Here is a 16,164-nt window from a genome sequence, read left to right as displayed (position 1 = left end):
ACAAAAACTTAGCAAAAAATTTAATTTATTTTAGTTATAATAAAACTTTTTAAAATTTTAATTCCAATAAAGAAAAGTTATAATTATAATGGTTGCTGATAAAAGATTATTTTATTTAAGTTGTATTTTAATCACCATAGGAATAGTATTTTCATACTCTCTTACAGCTTTTACTGTTCTTTTTCTTGACTATAGCGAGTTTCATTTTTTTATTCGTCAGCTTTTTTTTGGAATTAGTGGCATACTTATAATGTTTTTTATTTCTCGTTTGGATCCTGATAAAGCACTTTCTAAAAAAATTATTTTAGCTATTTTGATTGTTTCTTTTATCTTTATCATCATTTTACCATTTTTACCTTCTGCACTAGCAACAGCTAGCGGAGGAGCTAAACGCTGGATACGCTTAGGCCCACTCTCTATCTCTCCTGTGGAATTTTTTAAAATAGGATTGATTTATTTTTTAGCATGGAGCTATACAAGGCGTATTGATGATAGCAAAAAAGCTATCAGACACGAGGCTCTAATTCTTCTGCCTTATTGTATCTTAGCTTCTATAGTTATAGGATATATTTATATCACTCAAAACGATTTAGGACAAAGTATAATTTCTTTCTTTTTAATTCTAGCTTTAGCTTTTTTTGCAGGAGCTAGTAAAAGACTTTTTGCTTTTGGAACTTTAATCATTATGATGATAGGTATAATGGTAATTTCTAGTAATCAAAGAAGAATTCAAAGAATTGCTTCTTGGTGGGGGAATATACAAGATGCTTTTTTACCTATGCTTCCTGATTGGTTGGCAAATGCTTTAAGAGTAAGTAGCAACAGCGAACCTTATCAGATTTCGCACTCTTTAAATGCTATAGCCCATGGAGGAATGTTTGGCGAAGGCTTAGGACTTGGAACTTTTAAATTAGGCTTTTTAAGTGAAGTACATACTGACTTTATTCTTTCAGGAATTACTGAAGAAATAGGACTTTTGGGTCTTGGAGTTATTTGTTATATTTATCTTTGGATGATTTTAAGAATTTTTAGAATTGCAGGAAGATGCGAAGCTAAACAAGATTTTATTTTCTGTTCAGGCATAGCCTTACTTTTACTTTTTTCCTTTTTTATGAATGCTTTTGGTATTATTTCTCTTACTCCACTAAAAGGTGTGGCTGTTCCACTTTTAAGTTATGGAGGAAGTTCAATGTGGGCAATTTGTATAGGTATAGGATATGTATTAATGATTTCAAAAAAGGTTAAATTATGACAATAGCTTTAACAGGTGGCGGAACTGGAGGACATTTGGCCATAGTGCGTTGCTTATTAGAAAGTGCGATTAAAAAAAATATAGAATGTGTATACATAGGTAGTCAAAATGGTCAAGATAAAGCTTGGTTTGAAAATGAAGTACGTTTTAAGGAAAAATTTTTTTTAAGCTCTAAAGGAGTGGTTAATCAAAACAAATTTGGCAAAATTAGTTCTTTACTCCACACCTTAAAACTCTCCAAAGATTGTAGAGAAATTTTTAAAAAATACCACATCCAAGCCGTTTTTAGTGTAGGTGGATATAGTGCAGCTCCTGCATCTTTTGCGGCTTTATTCTCACATTTGCCTCTTTTTATACACGAGCAAAATTCAAAAAGTGGCTCTTTAAACATGCTTTTGAAACCTTTCGCTACAAAATTTTTTAGCGCCTTTGAAAAAGAATTTAGTCCTTATCCTGTGGCAAATAAATTTTTTGATAATGCTAGGACTCGCACAGAATTAAAAAATATTATTTTCCTAGGAGGATCACAAGGAGCTAGTTTTATAAACGAACTAGCTTTAAATCTCGCCCCAAAGCTTCAAGAACAAAATATCAAAATCATCCATCAATGTGGAAAAAATGATTTTGAAAAATGCAAAAAACACTACCAAAGCTTAAATATCCAAGCTGATGTTTTTGACTTTAGTTCAAATTTGGAAGAAAAAATGAAAAATGCAGATCTAGCTATATCAAGAGCAGGTGCAAGCACCCTTTTTGAACTTTGTGCTAACACCTTGCCTGCTATTTTCATACCTTATCCTCATGCAGCTAAAAATCATCAATACTTTAATGCTAAATTTTTACAAGATCAAGCTTTATGTCAAATTTTCACGCAAGATTCGATCAATCTTGATGATTTTTTCAAAGCAATGTTAAAACTTAACTTAGAAGATATTTCCACAAGATTGCAAAATATAGCACAAAAAAATGGTGGGGATATTTTACTAGAAAAAGCACTATCTGATAACTTGGCTTTTATACGATAAATATCCAAAGATATTTACCAAAATCCCTACAAAAATCAACATCAAAATAGCAAGTGAAAAATTCTCAAATTTATCATGTAAAAAGCCTATAATCCACTGCCCTTGTGCTGCGATTAAATACCCAAAACCTTGAGCTAAAGCAGAAAGCTTTGCTGCTACTTGGGTATTTGAACTTTTTTGCGCGATAAAAAGCAATGCAATACCAAAAACCCCACCCCATGGAAAGCCCATGATAAAAGCACTAATAATAATAGAAGTTTTACTATCAAAAACAAAAAGCATGGCAAAAGCGATTACATACATACTACATAAACTTGCTATATAAGGAGTATGTAATTTTTGCCTTAATTTTCCTAAAAGCAATGGGCCAAAAAGGGACACTGGGGCTGCAACAAGCTGAGCAAAAAGAACCATATTTGTAGCGAATTCTTTATCAAAACCTTTTTCTACAACGATTTGAACATACCAAAAAAACAAAGAATAAGCTAAAAAACTTTGAAATCCCATAAAAAGAGTGATCTTCCAAGTGGTTGCATTTGTAAAAAGATTGATTTTTTTAGAACTTTTTTTCTTAGCACGAAAAAATCTACCATTTTTGGCTTGAGGATAATAAACCACCAAAGCTACAAAAGAAAAAATCGCCCAAAAAAACATAGCACCTGCTAAATCAAACACGCTAAGTAAAGGTATAGCTAAAGCTACCCCTGCTATAGAAGAAATACTTAAAATAAGACTATAAACCCCCATCATACTTGCTATTTTTTTAGGAAATTTTTCTTTAATAAAACTAGGCAATAAAACATTAGCGATTGCTATACCACAACCTATGCCTAACATACCCAAAAATAAGCCATATATCCCTGTATAAGAACGCAAAATTTCGCCAATAAAGATCAAAAAAATCCCCACGATAATAGCCCTAATAGGTGAAAAATATCCCACTATAAAAGAAATACTTCCAAAGGCTATCAAAGGTAAACTTGTAAGCACTCCTGCGAAAGTAGAATTTAACCCATACGCATCTTTAATCACATCTATTATAGGCCCTATAGCGGTAATAGGAGCACGCAGATTAAAAGCTACAATCACAACGATGAAAAAATTAAGCCAAAAAATCTTTTTTTGAATACTACTCATAAGATAATCTTTCTTTGCAAACTTGGATATATGTTTTTAAATCTTTTTCTTTCATTAAAATTTCACGCATACAAACGCCTGCTATATTTATATCTTTAAAATTTTCTATATTTTGAGCATTGATACCGCCTATAGCATAAAGCGGAATTTGACTAAATTCAAGCAAGGATTTTAAAAAATCAAGCCCTTTAGGTTCTAAACCCGCCTTGCAAGAACTTTCAAAAATATGCCCTACAAAAGCATAATTTACCTTATAACTCATCGCCTCTAAAAGCTCTTCTTTGCTATGGACTGAAGTGCCAAGTATATGAAAATATTTTACTAATTTAGGCTCTTTTCTTAGCAAAGAAAGCGGTGCGTGAAAATAACGATGTCCTAATTTTAAACACTCCCTATCAAAAAAATGCAAAAAACAAGTCACTTTTTGCTTTGCACAAATGCTTAAGACTTCTTTTGCTAAGTCATAATACTCAAATTCGCTTAAATCTTTTTCTCTTAAAACTATAGCATCTACCTTAGCCTTAGCAAGTTTTTCAATCTGCCTTAAAAAGTCTATTTCTAAACATTTTCTATCGCTTATAGCAATGATTTTTTTATCCCACATAGATACTATCACTCATCACAGCTTGCAAATTTGATCTTTTAAGCATAGTTAAAATTTCATCCACGCTCCTATCATCTGAAATTTCAAACTGCTCATCGCCCTTTTTCTCGCCCTTATGTTCACCTATGCCCACACTCACTCCTGCACTCATTTTAGTAGCACCAAGCTTGATAACCTCATCTCTAAAACCTATTCTTTCACGACTTGAAATGGTAATACCCGCAAAAGGTAAAAAGAGTCTATAAGCACAAAGTACTTGCAAAAGGCGTTTTTCACTCACATCTTTAGGATGGATTTTAGCATTATTAATAATAGGCCTTAAACGAGGCACTGAAATAGAAATTTCAGCATGCGGATAAGCTTGTTGTAAAAAATGCGCATGAAGTGCCGTAGCAAGGGCGTCTTTTCTAAAATCATCTATACCCAAAAGTGCCGCAAAAGCCACTCCACGCATACCCGCTTTTAAAGCTCTTTCTTGAGCATTAAAGCGATAAGGAAAAATGCGTTTTTCACCAGCTAAATGAATTTTAGAATATTTTAAAGGATTATAAGTTTCTTGAAAAACAGTCACATAATCACAACCCTTTTCATGTAAAATTTTATATTCTTCTTCATTCATAGGATAAATTTCAACGCCTACAACCTTAAAATACTCTCTAGCTATTTTACAAGCATTTGCTATATATTCTACACTTGCAAACTCCCTACCCTCGCCTGTTAGCATTAAAATTTCTTCTAAACCACTTTTAGCAATGGCTTGCATTTCTTCGTGAATTTCAGCTTCATTTAGCTTAGCTCTTGCGATTTTATTACCTTTTTGAAAACCACAATAAACACATTTAGAATTACAATAATTTGACAAATAAAGCGGAGTAAAAAGAGAGATAGAATTTCCAAAATATTTTTGCTTGACTTTAGCGGATTTAAAGGCTAATTCTTCTATGAAATCTTCTGCTGCGCTTGAAAGCAAAGCTTTTAAATGTTCTATACTTAAATGTGTTTGATTTAAAGCATTTTTAACATCTTTAGCGCTAAATTGACTCTCATCATAGCTTTGAACTTGACTTAAAACCTTGTTTAAAATTTCGCTTTTTATTTCCTGCATATGAGGTAAATGCTGCATATAATCTTGCATGATTAATCCCTTAAAAAGCCTGTTAATGGAGAACTTGCTTTAGCCTCGCTCACGCTTGCCAAACCCGCCAAAAAAGCCACTCTTCCCGCATTTACCGCCAAAGAAAAAGCTCTAGCCATCAAGGCTATATCTTTAGCTTCAGCTATGGCTGTATTTACCATCACTGCACTTACTCCCATTTGCATAGCTTCACAAGCTTGTGCAGGACTTCCAATACCCGCATCTACAATGATAGGCAAATCAATTTCATTAAGCAAAATTTGTATAAATTCCTTAGCGCATAAGCCTTTATTGCTCCCAATAGGTGCTGCCAAAGGCATGATAGCCGCAGCTCCTGCATCACGCATAGCTCTAGCTGCGTAAAGATCAGCATGCATGTAAGGTAGGGGCGCAAAACCCTCTTTGGCTAAAAGCTCGCAAGCTTTAATCGTTTCATAATTATCAGGCAATAAATATCTACTATCGCTTATCACTTCTATCTTGATAAGTTCTCCACAACCAAGCTCTCTTGAAAGCCTTGCAATGCGTAAAGCTTCATCGGCGTTTCTTGCGCCTGAAGTGTTGGGTAAAAGTGTGATATTTTTAGGGATATAATCAAGTATATTAGCAATTTCCCCTGTATTTGCACGGCGTAAGGCTAGAGTGATAATCTGCGCTTTAGCTTCTTCTATAGCTGATTTTATAAGTTCTAGTGAATATTTTCCAGAACCTAAAATAAATCTTGAATCAAACTCGTATTTGCCTATTTTTAATTTATCGTTTTTTAAATTTTCTTGCATTTTTACTCCTTATTTGCTAAAAGCTCTAAAACAAGGTTACTTTGATGTCCTGCGCAAATATTTACCCTTGGCGCCATAAGTCCATTTCCTAGCTTAGCACCATTTACCAAATCCCCACACACATAGAAATTTTTAGCAATTTTTCTTGTTTGTATGCTGTTGCTATCACCATAGCCCGCAAGCCCTGAAGCACAGATTAAAATACTATCTTTGTAAAATCTATGAAAATTTTGTGCCATCATCGCTTTTGCAATAGCACTATCAAAAGCTTCACAAACTATATCTGTATCTTTAAACAAAGACTTTAAATTATCCTCATTGATTTTTAAAGTGCAAATTTCAACGCTGATATAAGGGTTAATCTCGCCAATTTGCTCTTTTAAAGCTTCGGTTTTAAATTTACCCAAATCACTTACACGATAAGCTTGACGATTCAAATTACTGGGCTCAATCACATCAAAATCAATCAGCTTTAAATACCCCACTCCACTTCTTGCCAAATTTATCGCTATATGCGATCCAAGCCCACCTAAACCACATACCGCCACGCGCCCATTTTTAAGCTTGTCGTGAAGCTTTGGAGTGTGTCTTGCTCTCATCATAGCATCTAACGCATCTTTTGGAGGTAAAGTATTTCTTTCTATACAAAAAAGCTCATCATCTTCATTTAAAGCAATATTCTCTTTTGTTGCAAAACCATTGATAATCCAAACATCATTTTCATTTTTGCTGATATTATCAAAAAATTCCAAACTTGTTTTAAAGTCTGTATCAAGTTCTTTACCATTGAATTTCACTCTCATCATCCACCTCCTACAAAGCTTACGATTTCAGCTTTATCGTTTTCTTTTAAAATCAAATTTTCAAATTCGCTTTTTGGTATGATTTCTCCATTTAATTCTAAAGCAATAAGTTCTATTTTCAAGCCTTTTTCTTTGATAAAATCCATAAATTTAAGCTCTTTTAACTCAAGCTTTTGTCCATTGATAATCATTCTAAACCTTTAAAAATTTTCTATCAAGTCTTTAAAAACAAGGCAAAGTTTTTCAAATTCTTCTATACTTACTCTTTCATCAATAGCGTGAATTCTATCATTACAAACCCCAAATTCCACTACTTTTACACCATATTTTGCAAAATACCTTGCATCACTTGTACCGCCTTTAGTATTAAGCTCTGGCACTTCATGAGTGATTTTTTGAACGCTTTCATTCATTTTTTGAACGATTTTATTGTCGATATTTGTCAAAAAAGCTTCGCTTGATTGTTTTAGCTCTAACTCATAGTTTAAACCATGACAAATTTTTTCTACATAGCTTCTTACATCTTCTAAGCTTGTATCAGGGGAATTGCGTACATTAAACATAAGTTTTAAATCATTTGGCGTTATATTACATACCCCCATACCTCCACGAATATCGGTAATAACGATTTTTGAAGGACTAAATTCAGCACTTCCAGGATCAAGATCAAAACCCGCTAAAAGCTTTAAAACCGGTGCAAAATCATGCACAGGATTGATACATTTTTCAGGATAAGCAACATGCCCTTGTTTTCCGCGAATTAAAAGTTTTCCATTGATAGAACCACGACGCCCTATTTTAATGCTATCGCCGATTTTTTTAACACAGGTTGGCTCAGCAACCACGGCATAATCAGGTAGTATATCTCTTTCTTGCATCCATTCTAAAACAGCCTTAGTTCCATATATAGCTTCGCCTTCTTCATCACTTGTTAAAATAAGACTCAGCCTAGCTCCTTTAAAATCCGCATTCTTTGTCGCATCTACAAAGGCTGCTACTCCACTTTTCATATCTTGAGCACCCCTTGCATAGATAAAGCCTTCTTTTTCCATAGGCACGAAAGCATCACTACTCCAACCCTCGCCTGCAGGCACCACATCTACATGCCCACCAAAAGCTAAATGCTCACCCTCATCTTTAAATTTTTTAGTGAGTAAAAGGTTTTTAATGCCTTCTTTTTCTATGAAAAAAGCTTCAAAATCACTCAGTTCCATAGCGATGAAATTTAAAGCTCCATCATCATTTGGCGTAACAGATTTAAATTTTAAAAGTTCGATTAAAAATTCTTTTGCATTCATTTTTTATCCTAAGAAAGTTTTATATAATAAATTAAGAGCAAAATACTCTATAATTATAGCTGAAATTATATTGATTATAAAAACAACTTTTGTACTAAAAACATGACTATATCTTGCCACCACAAAAGCTAAAGCACTTACCCAAAAAAGTATAGCCACAATAAGCCCTAAAGTCATCAAATAAGCATGATCACTATTTAAAACCACACTTGCAGCACTAAGCCAAAATCCTATCACAAAAGGATTTGAACCATTTAAAAAAGCTCCTTTAATATAACTTTTCAAAAGACTTTCTTTAAATTCTTTATGCTCTAAATTTAAGCTTTCTTTCTTTTTTCTTAGCATCAAGTACGCCATATAGGTTAAAAAACAAAAACCAAAAATCGCCAAAGAACGCATAAAAATAACATTGTCTAAAAAATTTAAAAGCCCAAATTGAAGCAAAAAAAGATAAAGCATATCTATACTAAATGCTCCAAGTCCAACAGCTATGGAATTTTTAAAAGCTTTTAGTGCATAAGTTAAAATCAAAATATTTACAGGTCCAAAAGGCACACTCACTCCAAAGCCCAAAAAAACTCCACTTAAAAAAGAATCAAACATTACCATCTTTCATAAAATTTTCTATATCAAGTGCGATTTTATCAATAGCGCTTATAATATCTTCTATATAGATTTTATCAAAATACCGCTCTAAATTCGAATCTTTTTCGTAGATATTTAAAATACTTTTTTCGCACATTGAAGCATAACGCCCTACAGGCAAAACCGCCCCACTTGTGCCTATGCTGATAAAAAGCGAAGTTTGATTTAGCAAAGAATAAAGCGTAGTATAAGCAGGGGCTTGCTCTTCAAACATAACTATATTGTGTCTTAAATCCTTACTTTTGCATTTTGGGCATTGTTTATCTGTGATTTTTTCATAGCCTATATTAAAAATTTCTTCGCATTTTAAGCAGCGAAGCTCGGGTAAAAAGCCATGCAAATGTACTACATCTTTACACCCTGCACGCTCTAGCAAATCATCTACATTTTGCGTGATGACAAAAAGATTTTTACCCCATTTTTCTTTTAATTGTGCGATTTTTTCATGGGCATAATTTGGCTTTACATTTTGAAGTTGCGTTCTTCTTGCATCGTAAAAATCAAGTACTTTTTTAGGATTTTTTCTAAAACCTGTTGCAGAGCAAACCTCCATCACATCGTATTCTTCCCAAAGTCCATCATTGTCTCTAAAAGTTTTAAGCCCACTTGGAGCAGACAAACCCGCTCCGCTTAATATCATAATGTTTTTCATAATCTCACCACCTTAGCACCAAAACCACCTTGATTGATCGGTGCATCATTAAAGCCTTTGACACTTTTGTGAGTTTTTAAAAACTCTCTTACCGCAAAGGCAAGCTTTCCTGTGCCAATACCATGATAGATCAAAACCTCATCAAATCCCGCTATCAAAGCATCTGAAATAAATTTATCAAGCCTTGAAATAGCCTCATCACTTCTGAGTCCATGCAAATCCAAAGTTACACTTAGATTGCTTGGTTTACTTACGCTTATACTTGTTTTTACTACTTTTTTTGGCATTGCGCCACTTTTTTTAAGTAGTTTTAAAGGCACGCGAAGTTTAATCCCATCGCCTTCAACCATAGCATCGTTTTTAGAAATGCTTATGATTTTACCCTTAATTTTTTCATATTTTACAAAATCCCCCACACGCAATTCTTCATTTTGTTCCATACTTGGCAATATGATTTCTTTTTTAAGCTCATTGGCTTTATTAAGGCTTCTTTGCTTGTCTTTTGTGTCTTTAAGCTGTATGGTTTTTTTAGCTTCTTCTATGGCTTTGTGAAATTTAAATTCTAAATTTCTCAAACTCGTACGAAATTCTTGTTCATTTTTTTCTTTTTGCTCTTTTAAGGAAAGTAAAATTTCATCGACTTTTTGCTCTTTTTTCTCGACATTTTCAAGCTTAGCTTTTAGTTCTAATTCAAGATTGATATTTTTACCCACAAGCTCTTCTAAATTTTCTTTATCCTCGCCATAAAGCTTTTTAGCCTCGCTAACTAAATTCGGCGGAATCTGATAACGCAAAGCGGTTTCAAAGGCATAAGATTTTCCTATAGTACCTTTTAAAAACTCATATTTTGGGCGTGAAAGCTCTTCATCATATAAAGCAGCGATGAGTTCAACTTGCTCATTCTTTGCTAAAAGCATGGCAAGGCGTTTGTGGTGCGTGGTGATGATGATTTTAAGATTATTAGCTATGAGTTTTGAAATTAACACACTATACAAACAAGCCGCTTCTTCAAAATCTGTTCCAAGCTCTATTTCATCGATACCTAAAAGCAAATTTTTCTTAGAAAAAAGCCTGGAAAAGTGCAACATTCTTCCTGCAAAAGTTGAAATGTCGTTTTTAACATTTTGCGGATCTTCTATAATGGCATCAAATTCTTTAAAAGTACCGATTTTACTTTCACTTGCTTTTATATGCATAGGCAAAAGATGTTTAGCTAAAAATGCTGCGCTTAGCATGGATTTTAAAAGCATGGATTTTCCGCCTGCATTTACCCCTGTGATGATTAAAACTTGTTTTTTAAATTCCAAACTCACGCTTTTTGGATTTTTTAAGGCAGGGTGGGCGAAATTTTTAAGCACTAAATCCGTACTTTGATCGCACAAAATAAATTCAAAATCCCTTTTTTTAGCAAGCAAAACTCTAGCACTATAATGGTCAAAAAGATCAAAGGCTGTATTGATAAATTTTAAAAAAGGTAGATTTTTTGCTAAAAAAGCTGAGAAATTTTTAGCGTATTCATAATAAATTTCTTCTTTTTGATTTTTGATTTTTTCTATATCATTTTGCAAATTCTCAACACTTAAAGGCACGATATAAAAGCCACCACCGCTACTTCTACCTATGATTTTTGCTTTAATAGCGTGATTAAACCCGCCTCTTACAAGCAAGGCTTCAAGATTGTTTATAAGATGGATTTGCGTATCGATAAGATAAGGCATCAAAGCTTTTGTGTAGCAAAATTTCTTAAACTCAGCTATTATACTTTCGTTTTTTAATCTTAGAGCGGCATTAAGATTTACAAGTCTTTCGTCTAAACTTTCTTTTAATTCCCCTTTTTCATCGAAATTCAAACAAAGCTCCAAAGCTCCACTAACAAATTCTATCTTTTGCAACCAAGAGTCTAAATTTGTTCCTAGTTTTATTTTTTTTAGCTTTTCAAAATAACGAAAAATTTTTACAAATTCAAAAATTTCATCTAAATGCAAAATTCCTTGCTTACTTAAATGTACTAAGGCTTTATCAAGATTGCTAAGCTCTGGCATAGTAGGAAATTCCACCTCACAAAGCTCATGTATGCGTTTAAAATGAAGATTAGAATCTCCTTGCAAAAAAATCTCTTTATCTCTTGCAAAAAGGGCTTTAAACTCTTCTAAATAGCCATTTAAATCAAGCTTTGAGATCAATTCTTCTTTTGTATCATTCATCATTTAACCTGCAATCTTTAATATCTATGATTAAAGAATTAAAACTTTGATTATTATCTTTTGAAATAAAACTTCCTGTTCCAAATTCATAATTAAAATACGCCTTAGAAACATTAATATCTTTACATAAAATATTTTTATTTTGGTTAAAAGCTACGATAATATCTGTTCTTAAATGACTTTTTTGTGTGTTTTCAAATTCAAAAAATACCGCTAAAACAATAAAGATCACAAGCAAAACACTAAAAAAAGGTTTGGTTTTTTTGCCTAATTTTTCACGCAAAGTAAAAGCAATTAAGGCTAAAATTAAGATAATTAAAAGATATAAAAAAAACCTACTCATTTTTTTGCCTTAATTTATTGCTAATATCTCCTGCACCAAAACCTATAATAAGCCCTTCTTCAAAAACCTGTCCCTTGGAAGCTACTAAAAATTTACCCTCTCTTTTGATATCTTCTACGAATAAAGCCTTAGGAAAAACCGCTTTTAAATCAAGTTCTATAGGCTCTTCTCCTGCGGCATAAACAGGTAAAATTACAAGCTCATCAACACCTTCAAAAGCCTTTGCAAATTCCTTTAAATTTGCGGCCAAACGCGTGTAGCGGTGAGGTTCAAAAATGGCTGTGATTTTTTTATATCCACCTAATTTTGCATATTCTTGTGCTGCACTTAAAGTCGCTTTTATTTCGGTAGGATGATGACCATAATCATCGATTAAAACCAAATTTTCATCAGCATGTAAAATATCAAAACGCTTTTTAATACCTTGATAATTTTTAAGCCTAGTTCTTATCGTTTCTATATCTAAGAAATTTAAAGCCGCCAAAATCGCTAAAGACGCATCAAGGGCTAAATGATATCCCATGCCAAAAACCTTAAATTCACCCCAATCTTTCAACTCAAAGCTTGTAAAAGGTTTGAAATTTTCTATACACATGGTGCAGTTTTTGATATCTTTGCTTGGATAAAGCTTGATTGACTCATTTTTATAATTTTTCAAAAACTCATCTTCAGCATTAATCACGCGAATTTTAGCCGTATCTAAAAACTCCACATAAGCATGATGGAGTTTTGAAACTTCATTGCCATAATGATCTAAATGCTCTGCTTCTGCATTGGTAACTATAGCCAAATAAGGATTTGAATTTAAAAAAGAACTATCGCTCTCATCAGCTTCAAAAACAAGGTTTTGGCTTTCTTTATAAATCATATTTGAACCAAATTCTTTTAAAATCGCTCCGATGATCACAGAAGCATCATCAAGCAAAGAAGCTAAAATGCTTGAAGTTGTGCTTTTTCCATGTGCTCCTGCAACCGCAAAAACACGCTTATCTTCTAAAATAAGAGGTAAGGCTTCCTTGCGTGAAAGACATTTAATGCCTAATTCTTTAGCGTGTTTAAATTCAGGATTTTCTTCTTTAATTGCAGCAGAGTAAATAACTAAATCTTTGTTTAAAATATTGTCTTTATGATGAGGGATACTGACCTTAACCCCTTCTTTTTCAAGTTCTTTAGTAATTTTACTTTCCTTAAGATCACTCCCACTAATCTTAAAGCCTTTTTCTTTTAAAAATCTTGCTAAAGCGGAAATTCCTATACCGCCTATACCGATAAAATGGATATTTTGCATCATTTAAACCTTTATACTTTAAAGGCCAAATTTTAGCACTTTTTTACTAAAAAGAAAATATATAATTTTAATTTTTAAAATACCCGATTTTAATAGTCTTTGCGGAAATATTAAATATCTTAAATATTATTAACATTAAGCTTATATTAAAAAAATATTTATAATAATGAGCAATAAGATTAGGGAGTATTTTATGAATCTATTAAAGGTTTTTAGTAATGTAAATTTAAGTTGGCTTATAAGACATTATATCTTTGGAATTATTATTTTATTATTGTTTTATTTTGCTTTGCCTACACATGATTTTTATTTATTTTTTGCTTTAATAATCAACTTAATATTTTTTCCTTTTGCATGTTTTGTATGGGAAGAACTAAAAAATATACTATTAGGTGACAATGTGTTTATTGTTAATGCTATATTTTTACTTTTGAGTAAAATCATTATTAAGCTAATCTTGTTTATGCTTGCTATACCTATTGGAATTATTGGCTTTTTAATTCTTTGGTTTATAATTAACAAAAAACAAGAATTATAAAATCATGCCTTAGTTAATATATTAAACTTATTTAAATAACCTTAACATAAATTTAGTCTTTAAAACCCTTAATCATCTTATCAAAACCCCAAAGTTTTCTTGCTTCATCGCTTTTTTTAGGCTCTATGATAAGCATTTCTTCTTCAGAACCTAATCTACTTTCTATCTCGCCAAAAGCGTTGATAAACAGAGTATCACCGTAAAAATTCCACTCATCTTTTGTTTTGCCTATGCGATTTACTCTTAAAATGCTTGTAGAATTTAAAAAAGCTCTTGTTTTTAAAAGCTCTTCCCATCTTTGTTTGCTTTCAAAGGTGCAAGCACTAGGAACGATAACCAAATCAATTTTTTTCGCCATAATCCGTTGCCAAAAAATATCAAAATGTGTCTCAAAACCAAAAAGCAAAGCACATTTTAATTTTTCATAATTAAAAGTAAAAATTTTTAATTCTGATGGAGTTTTGTTGCTGAAAAATTTTTCTTCACTCCAATGTTCATAAGGCATTAAAATTTGCTGTTCATAACTTTTGACACCATTTGGAGCAACTTTTAAGCAAAGTTTTTTATAACTTTTAGCTTCAACGCTTACATAAGGAGCGATGATTTCTAATTCGTATTTTTTAGCAAGTTTAATCAAGCTTTCTTTTTTAGCTTCACTTTGTTCTTTTATCATATTTTTTGGCATGTGTAAAAGTTCTGTAAAAAAACTATTAATCACATATTCGCCCAAAACTACCAAATTTGCCCCATTGTCTTTTGAAGCTTTAAGATAATAATCGAGCCTTGATTCACTTAAAGCTAAAGTTGGAAACTGTAAAGCTGCTATTTTACTCATCGATTTGCTCCACTTCTAATTTTGCTTTTTCAAGCTCAAGTCTTGCTTTTTTGATACTCTCTAAACCTTCTTTGTAAATTTTTACACTTTCATCTAAGGCAAGCTCTTGATTGTTTAATTTTTCCAAAGATTCATTAGCGTGTTTTAAATTTTCTTCAAAACTCATTGATGATTGACCTTGTAATTTGGTGCTTCATGAGTGATAGTAACATCATGTACATGACTTTCTTTAAGCCCTGCAGTAGTGATTTCAACAAATTCAGCTCTTTTTTGAAAATCTTCTATATCTTTAGCCCCAACATAACCCATAGAAGAACGCAAACCTCCTAAAAGTTGATGCACCACGCTTCTTATACTTCCCACATAAGGAACACGCCCTTCTATACCTTCAGGAACAAGTTTATCTTGAGCGGTACCTTGCTGAAAGTATCTATCCGAACTTCCCTTTTGCATAGCCCCAAGTGAGCCCATACCACGATAAGACTTATATTGTCTTCCTTGATAAGTAAAAAGCTCTCCTGGACTCTCATCCGTTCCAGCTAAAAGCGATCCTATCATAACAGAACTCGCACCTACAGCTAAAGCTTTTGCGATATCACCTGAATATTTAATCCCGCCATCAGCTATCACAGGAACGCCAAATTTATTTGCTTCTTCTACGCATTCATCAATGGCTGAAATTTGAGGCACGCCCACACCTGAAACAATACGTGTAGTACAAATACTTCCTGGCCCAATACCTACTTTAACCGCATCTACTCCTGCTTCACAAAGTGCTTTTGCTGCAGCTGCAGTGGCGATATTTCCTGCGATAAGATCTAAATTTGGATATTTAGTTTTAATCGCTTTTACCGTATCAATAATACCCTTAGAATGTCCATGCGCAGAATCAAGCACAACAACATCAACGCCAGCTTCAACTAAAGCATCCACACGATCCATTTGCCCTACTCCTATAGCCGCACCCACGCGTAATCTTCCAAAATTATCTTTATTGGCATCAGGATATTCTTTGCGTTTTTTAAGATCTTTTATAGTGATAAGTCCTTCCAAGCGTCCTTGTTCATCAACTATAGGAAGTTTTTCTACTTTGTTGGTGCTGAAAATTTTTTCCGCATCATCTAAAGTACAACCCTTTGGAGCAGTAATTAAAGGCATTTTAGTCATAACATTTTCAACCAAATTTGAAAAATCACTCTCAAATCTTAAATCACGATTGGTAAGTATGCCTATTAGTTTCTTATCTTCATCTACTACAGGAACACCTGAAATTCTATACTCTGCCATAATTTCTAAAGCTTCCGCAACACTTGCTTTAGGACTTACAAAAATAGGATCGATAATCACTCCACTTTCGCTTTTTTTCACTCTTTTTACTTCTCTAACTTGTGAAGCTATATCCATATTTTTATGAATTACCCCAAGTCCTCCAAGTCTTGCCATCATGATAGCAGCTCTGTGTTCGGTAACGGTATCCATAGCCGCAGAGATTAAAGGCATATTTAAAGTGATATTTTTTGTTAGTTTAGTGTGAATTTTTACTTCCTTAGGTAGAACTTCAGAATACCCAGGACGCAGTAATACATCTTCAAAAGTTAAAGCTCTTTTTACAATTTTCATCTTTCA

The 16,164-nt window shown here is 32.9% G+C and carries 17 protein-coding genes; 2 read left to right on the top strand and 15 right to left on the bottom strand.

Annotated elements, in window-relative coordinates; translation table 11 throughout:
* Window positions 1-88 precede the first annotated feature (88 nt).
* Together ftsW and murG are read left to right on the top strand one after the other, a co-directional pair.
* Window positions 89-1,252 carry a putative lipid II flippase FtsW gene (gene ftsW / locus ELQ11_RS01825; RefSeq protein ID WP_002870576.1) on the top strand — a complete coding sequence of 388 codons (1,164 nt, stop codon included), beginning with the start codon at window positions 89-91 and terminating at the stop codon, window positions 1,250-1,252.
* On the top strand, window positions 1,249-2,277 hold the full coding sequence (gene murG / locus ELQ11_RS01820; RefSeq protein ID WP_002870575.1) for an undecaprenyldiphospho-muramoylpentapeptide beta-N-acetylglucosaminyltransferase: 1,029 nt from the start codon (window positions 1,249-1,251) through the stop codon (window positions 2,275-2,277). Before ftsW ends, murG begins: the two co-directional genes overlap by 4 nt.
* Here the strand turns inward: murG and ELQ11_RS01815 are convergent.
* The 15 genes from ELQ11_RS01815 to guaB form a co-directional block, all read right to left on the bottom strand.
* Complete coding sequence (locus tag ELQ11_RS01815) at window positions 2,248-3,414, bottom strand: CynX/NimT family MFS transporter (RefSeq protein WP_070252690.1); 1,167 nt, start codon at window positions 3,412-3,414, stop codon at window positions 2,248-2,250. The genes murG and ELQ11_RS01815 overlap by 30 nt on opposite strands.
* Window positions 3,407-4,018 carry a thiamine phosphate synthase gene (locus tag ELQ11_RS01810; protein ID WP_126264011.1) on the bottom strand — a complete coding sequence of 204 codons (612 nt, stop codon included), beginning with the start codon at window positions 4,016-4,018 and terminating at the stop codon, window positions 3,407-3,409. Before ELQ11_RS01810 ends, ELQ11_RS01815 begins: the two co-directional genes overlap by 8 nt.
* Entirely contained in the window at window positions 4,008-5,153 is a 1,146-nt protein-coding gene (gene thiH, locus ELQ11_RS01805) for a 2-iminoacetate synthase ThiH (RefSeq protein WP_134225118.1), read from the bottom strand. The genes ELQ11_RS01810 and thiH overlap by 11 nt, the downstream gene beginning before the upstream one ends.
* Before the next feature lie 2 nt (window positions 5,154-5,155).
* Window positions 5,156-5,932 carry a thiazole synthase gene (locus ELQ11_RS01800; RefSeq protein WP_126210756.1) on the bottom strand — a complete coding sequence of 259 codons (777 nt, stop codon included), beginning with the start codon at window positions 5,930-5,932 and terminating at the stop codon, window positions 5,156-5,158.
* A 2-nt stretch (window positions 5,933-5,934) separates the two neighbouring features.
* Window positions 5,935-6,738 carry a thiamine biosynthesis protein ThiF gene (gene thiF / locus ELQ11_RS01795; protein ID WP_126240418.1) on the bottom strand — a complete coding sequence of 268 codons (804 nt, stop codon included), beginning with the start codon at window positions 6,736-6,738 and terminating at the stop codon, window positions 5,935-5,937.
* A complete protein-coding gene (gene thiS, locus ELQ11_RS01790) occupies window positions 6,735-6,926 on the bottom strand; it encodes a sulfur carrier protein ThiS (protein ID WP_002853007.1) in 192 nt (63 codons plus the stop codon). Before thiS ends, thiF begins: the two co-directional genes overlap by 4 nt.
* Before the next feature lie 9 nt (window positions 6,927-6,935).
* Window positions 6,936-8,033 carry a succinyl-diaminopimelate desuccinylase gene (dapE, locus tag ELQ11_RS01785; protein ID WP_126210757.1) on the bottom strand — a complete coding sequence of 366 codons (1,098 nt, stop codon included), beginning with the start codon at window positions 8,031-8,033 and terminating at the stop codon, window positions 6,936-6,938.
* A gap of 3 nt (window positions 8,034-8,036) precedes the next feature.
* On the bottom strand, window positions 8,037-8,636 hold the full coding sequence (locus ELQ11_RS01780; protein ID WP_052949330.1) for a LysE family translocator: 600 nt from the start codon (window positions 8,634-8,636) through the stop codon (window positions 8,037-8,039).
* Window positions 8,629-9,330 (bottom strand): NAD-dependent deacetylase, encoded by a 702-nt coding sequence (locus ELQ11_RS01775; protein WP_126210758.1) that lies wholly within the window; start codon window positions 9,328-9,330, stop codon window positions 8,629-8,631. Before ELQ11_RS01775 ends, ELQ11_RS01780 begins: the two co-directional genes overlap by 8 nt.
* Window positions 9,327-11,537, bottom strand: coding sequence for an endonuclease MutS2 (locus ELQ11_RS01770; protein ID WP_126240416.1), 2,211 nt, complete (start codon window positions 11,535-11,537; stop codon window positions 9,327-9,329). The genes ELQ11_RS01775 and ELQ11_RS01770 overlap by 4 nt, the downstream gene beginning before the upstream one ends.
* Window positions 11,527-11,877 carry a hypothetical protein gene (locus ELQ11_RS01765; RefSeq protein ID WP_126222473.1) on the bottom strand — a complete coding sequence of 117 codons (351 nt, stop codon included), beginning with the start codon at window positions 11,875-11,877 and terminating at the stop codon, window positions 11,527-11,529. Before ELQ11_RS01765 ends, ELQ11_RS01770 begins: the two co-directional genes overlap by 11 nt.
* Window positions 11,870-13,168: a UDP-N-acetylmuramate--L-alanine ligase gene (murC, locus tag ELQ11_RS01760; RefSeq protein WP_083262107.1), complete on the bottom strand. Its 1,299-nt coding sequence runs from the start codon at window positions 13,166-13,168 to the stop codon at window positions 11,870-11,872. The genes ELQ11_RS01765 and murC overlap by 8 nt, the downstream gene beginning before the upstream one ends.
* Window positions 13,169-13,755: 587 nt before the next feature.
* On the bottom strand, window positions 13,756-14,538 hold the full coding sequence (locus tag ELQ11_RS01750; protein WP_134225117.1) for a carbon-nitrogen hydrolase family protein: 783 nt from the start codon (window positions 14,536-14,538) through the stop codon (window positions 13,756-13,758).
* Window positions 14,531-14,704, bottom strand: a complete 174-nt coding sequence (gene xseB, locus ELQ11_RS01745; protein WP_002853034.1) for an exodeoxyribonuclease VII small subunit — start codon at window positions 14,702-14,704, stop codon at window positions 14,531-14,533. Before xseB ends, ELQ11_RS01750 begins: the two co-directional genes overlap by 8 nt.
* Entirely contained in the window at window positions 14,701-16,158 is a 1,458-nt protein-coding gene (gene guaB, locus ELQ11_RS01740; RefSeq protein ID WP_002861785.1) for an IMP dehydrogenase, read from the bottom strand. The genes xseB and guaB overlap by 4 nt, the downstream gene beginning before the upstream one ends.
* Window positions 16,159-16,164 lie beyond the last annotated feature (6 nt).

The sequence above is a fragment of the Campylobacter sp. US50a genome (assembly GCF_004379015.1).
GTDB lineage: Bacteria > Campylobacterota > Campylobacteria > Campylobacterales > Campylobacteraceae > Campylobacter_D > Campylobacter_D jejuni.
The sequence above is the reverse complement of the archived record's forward strand: the minus strand, read 5'-3'. Positions and strand labels throughout refer to the sequence as shown.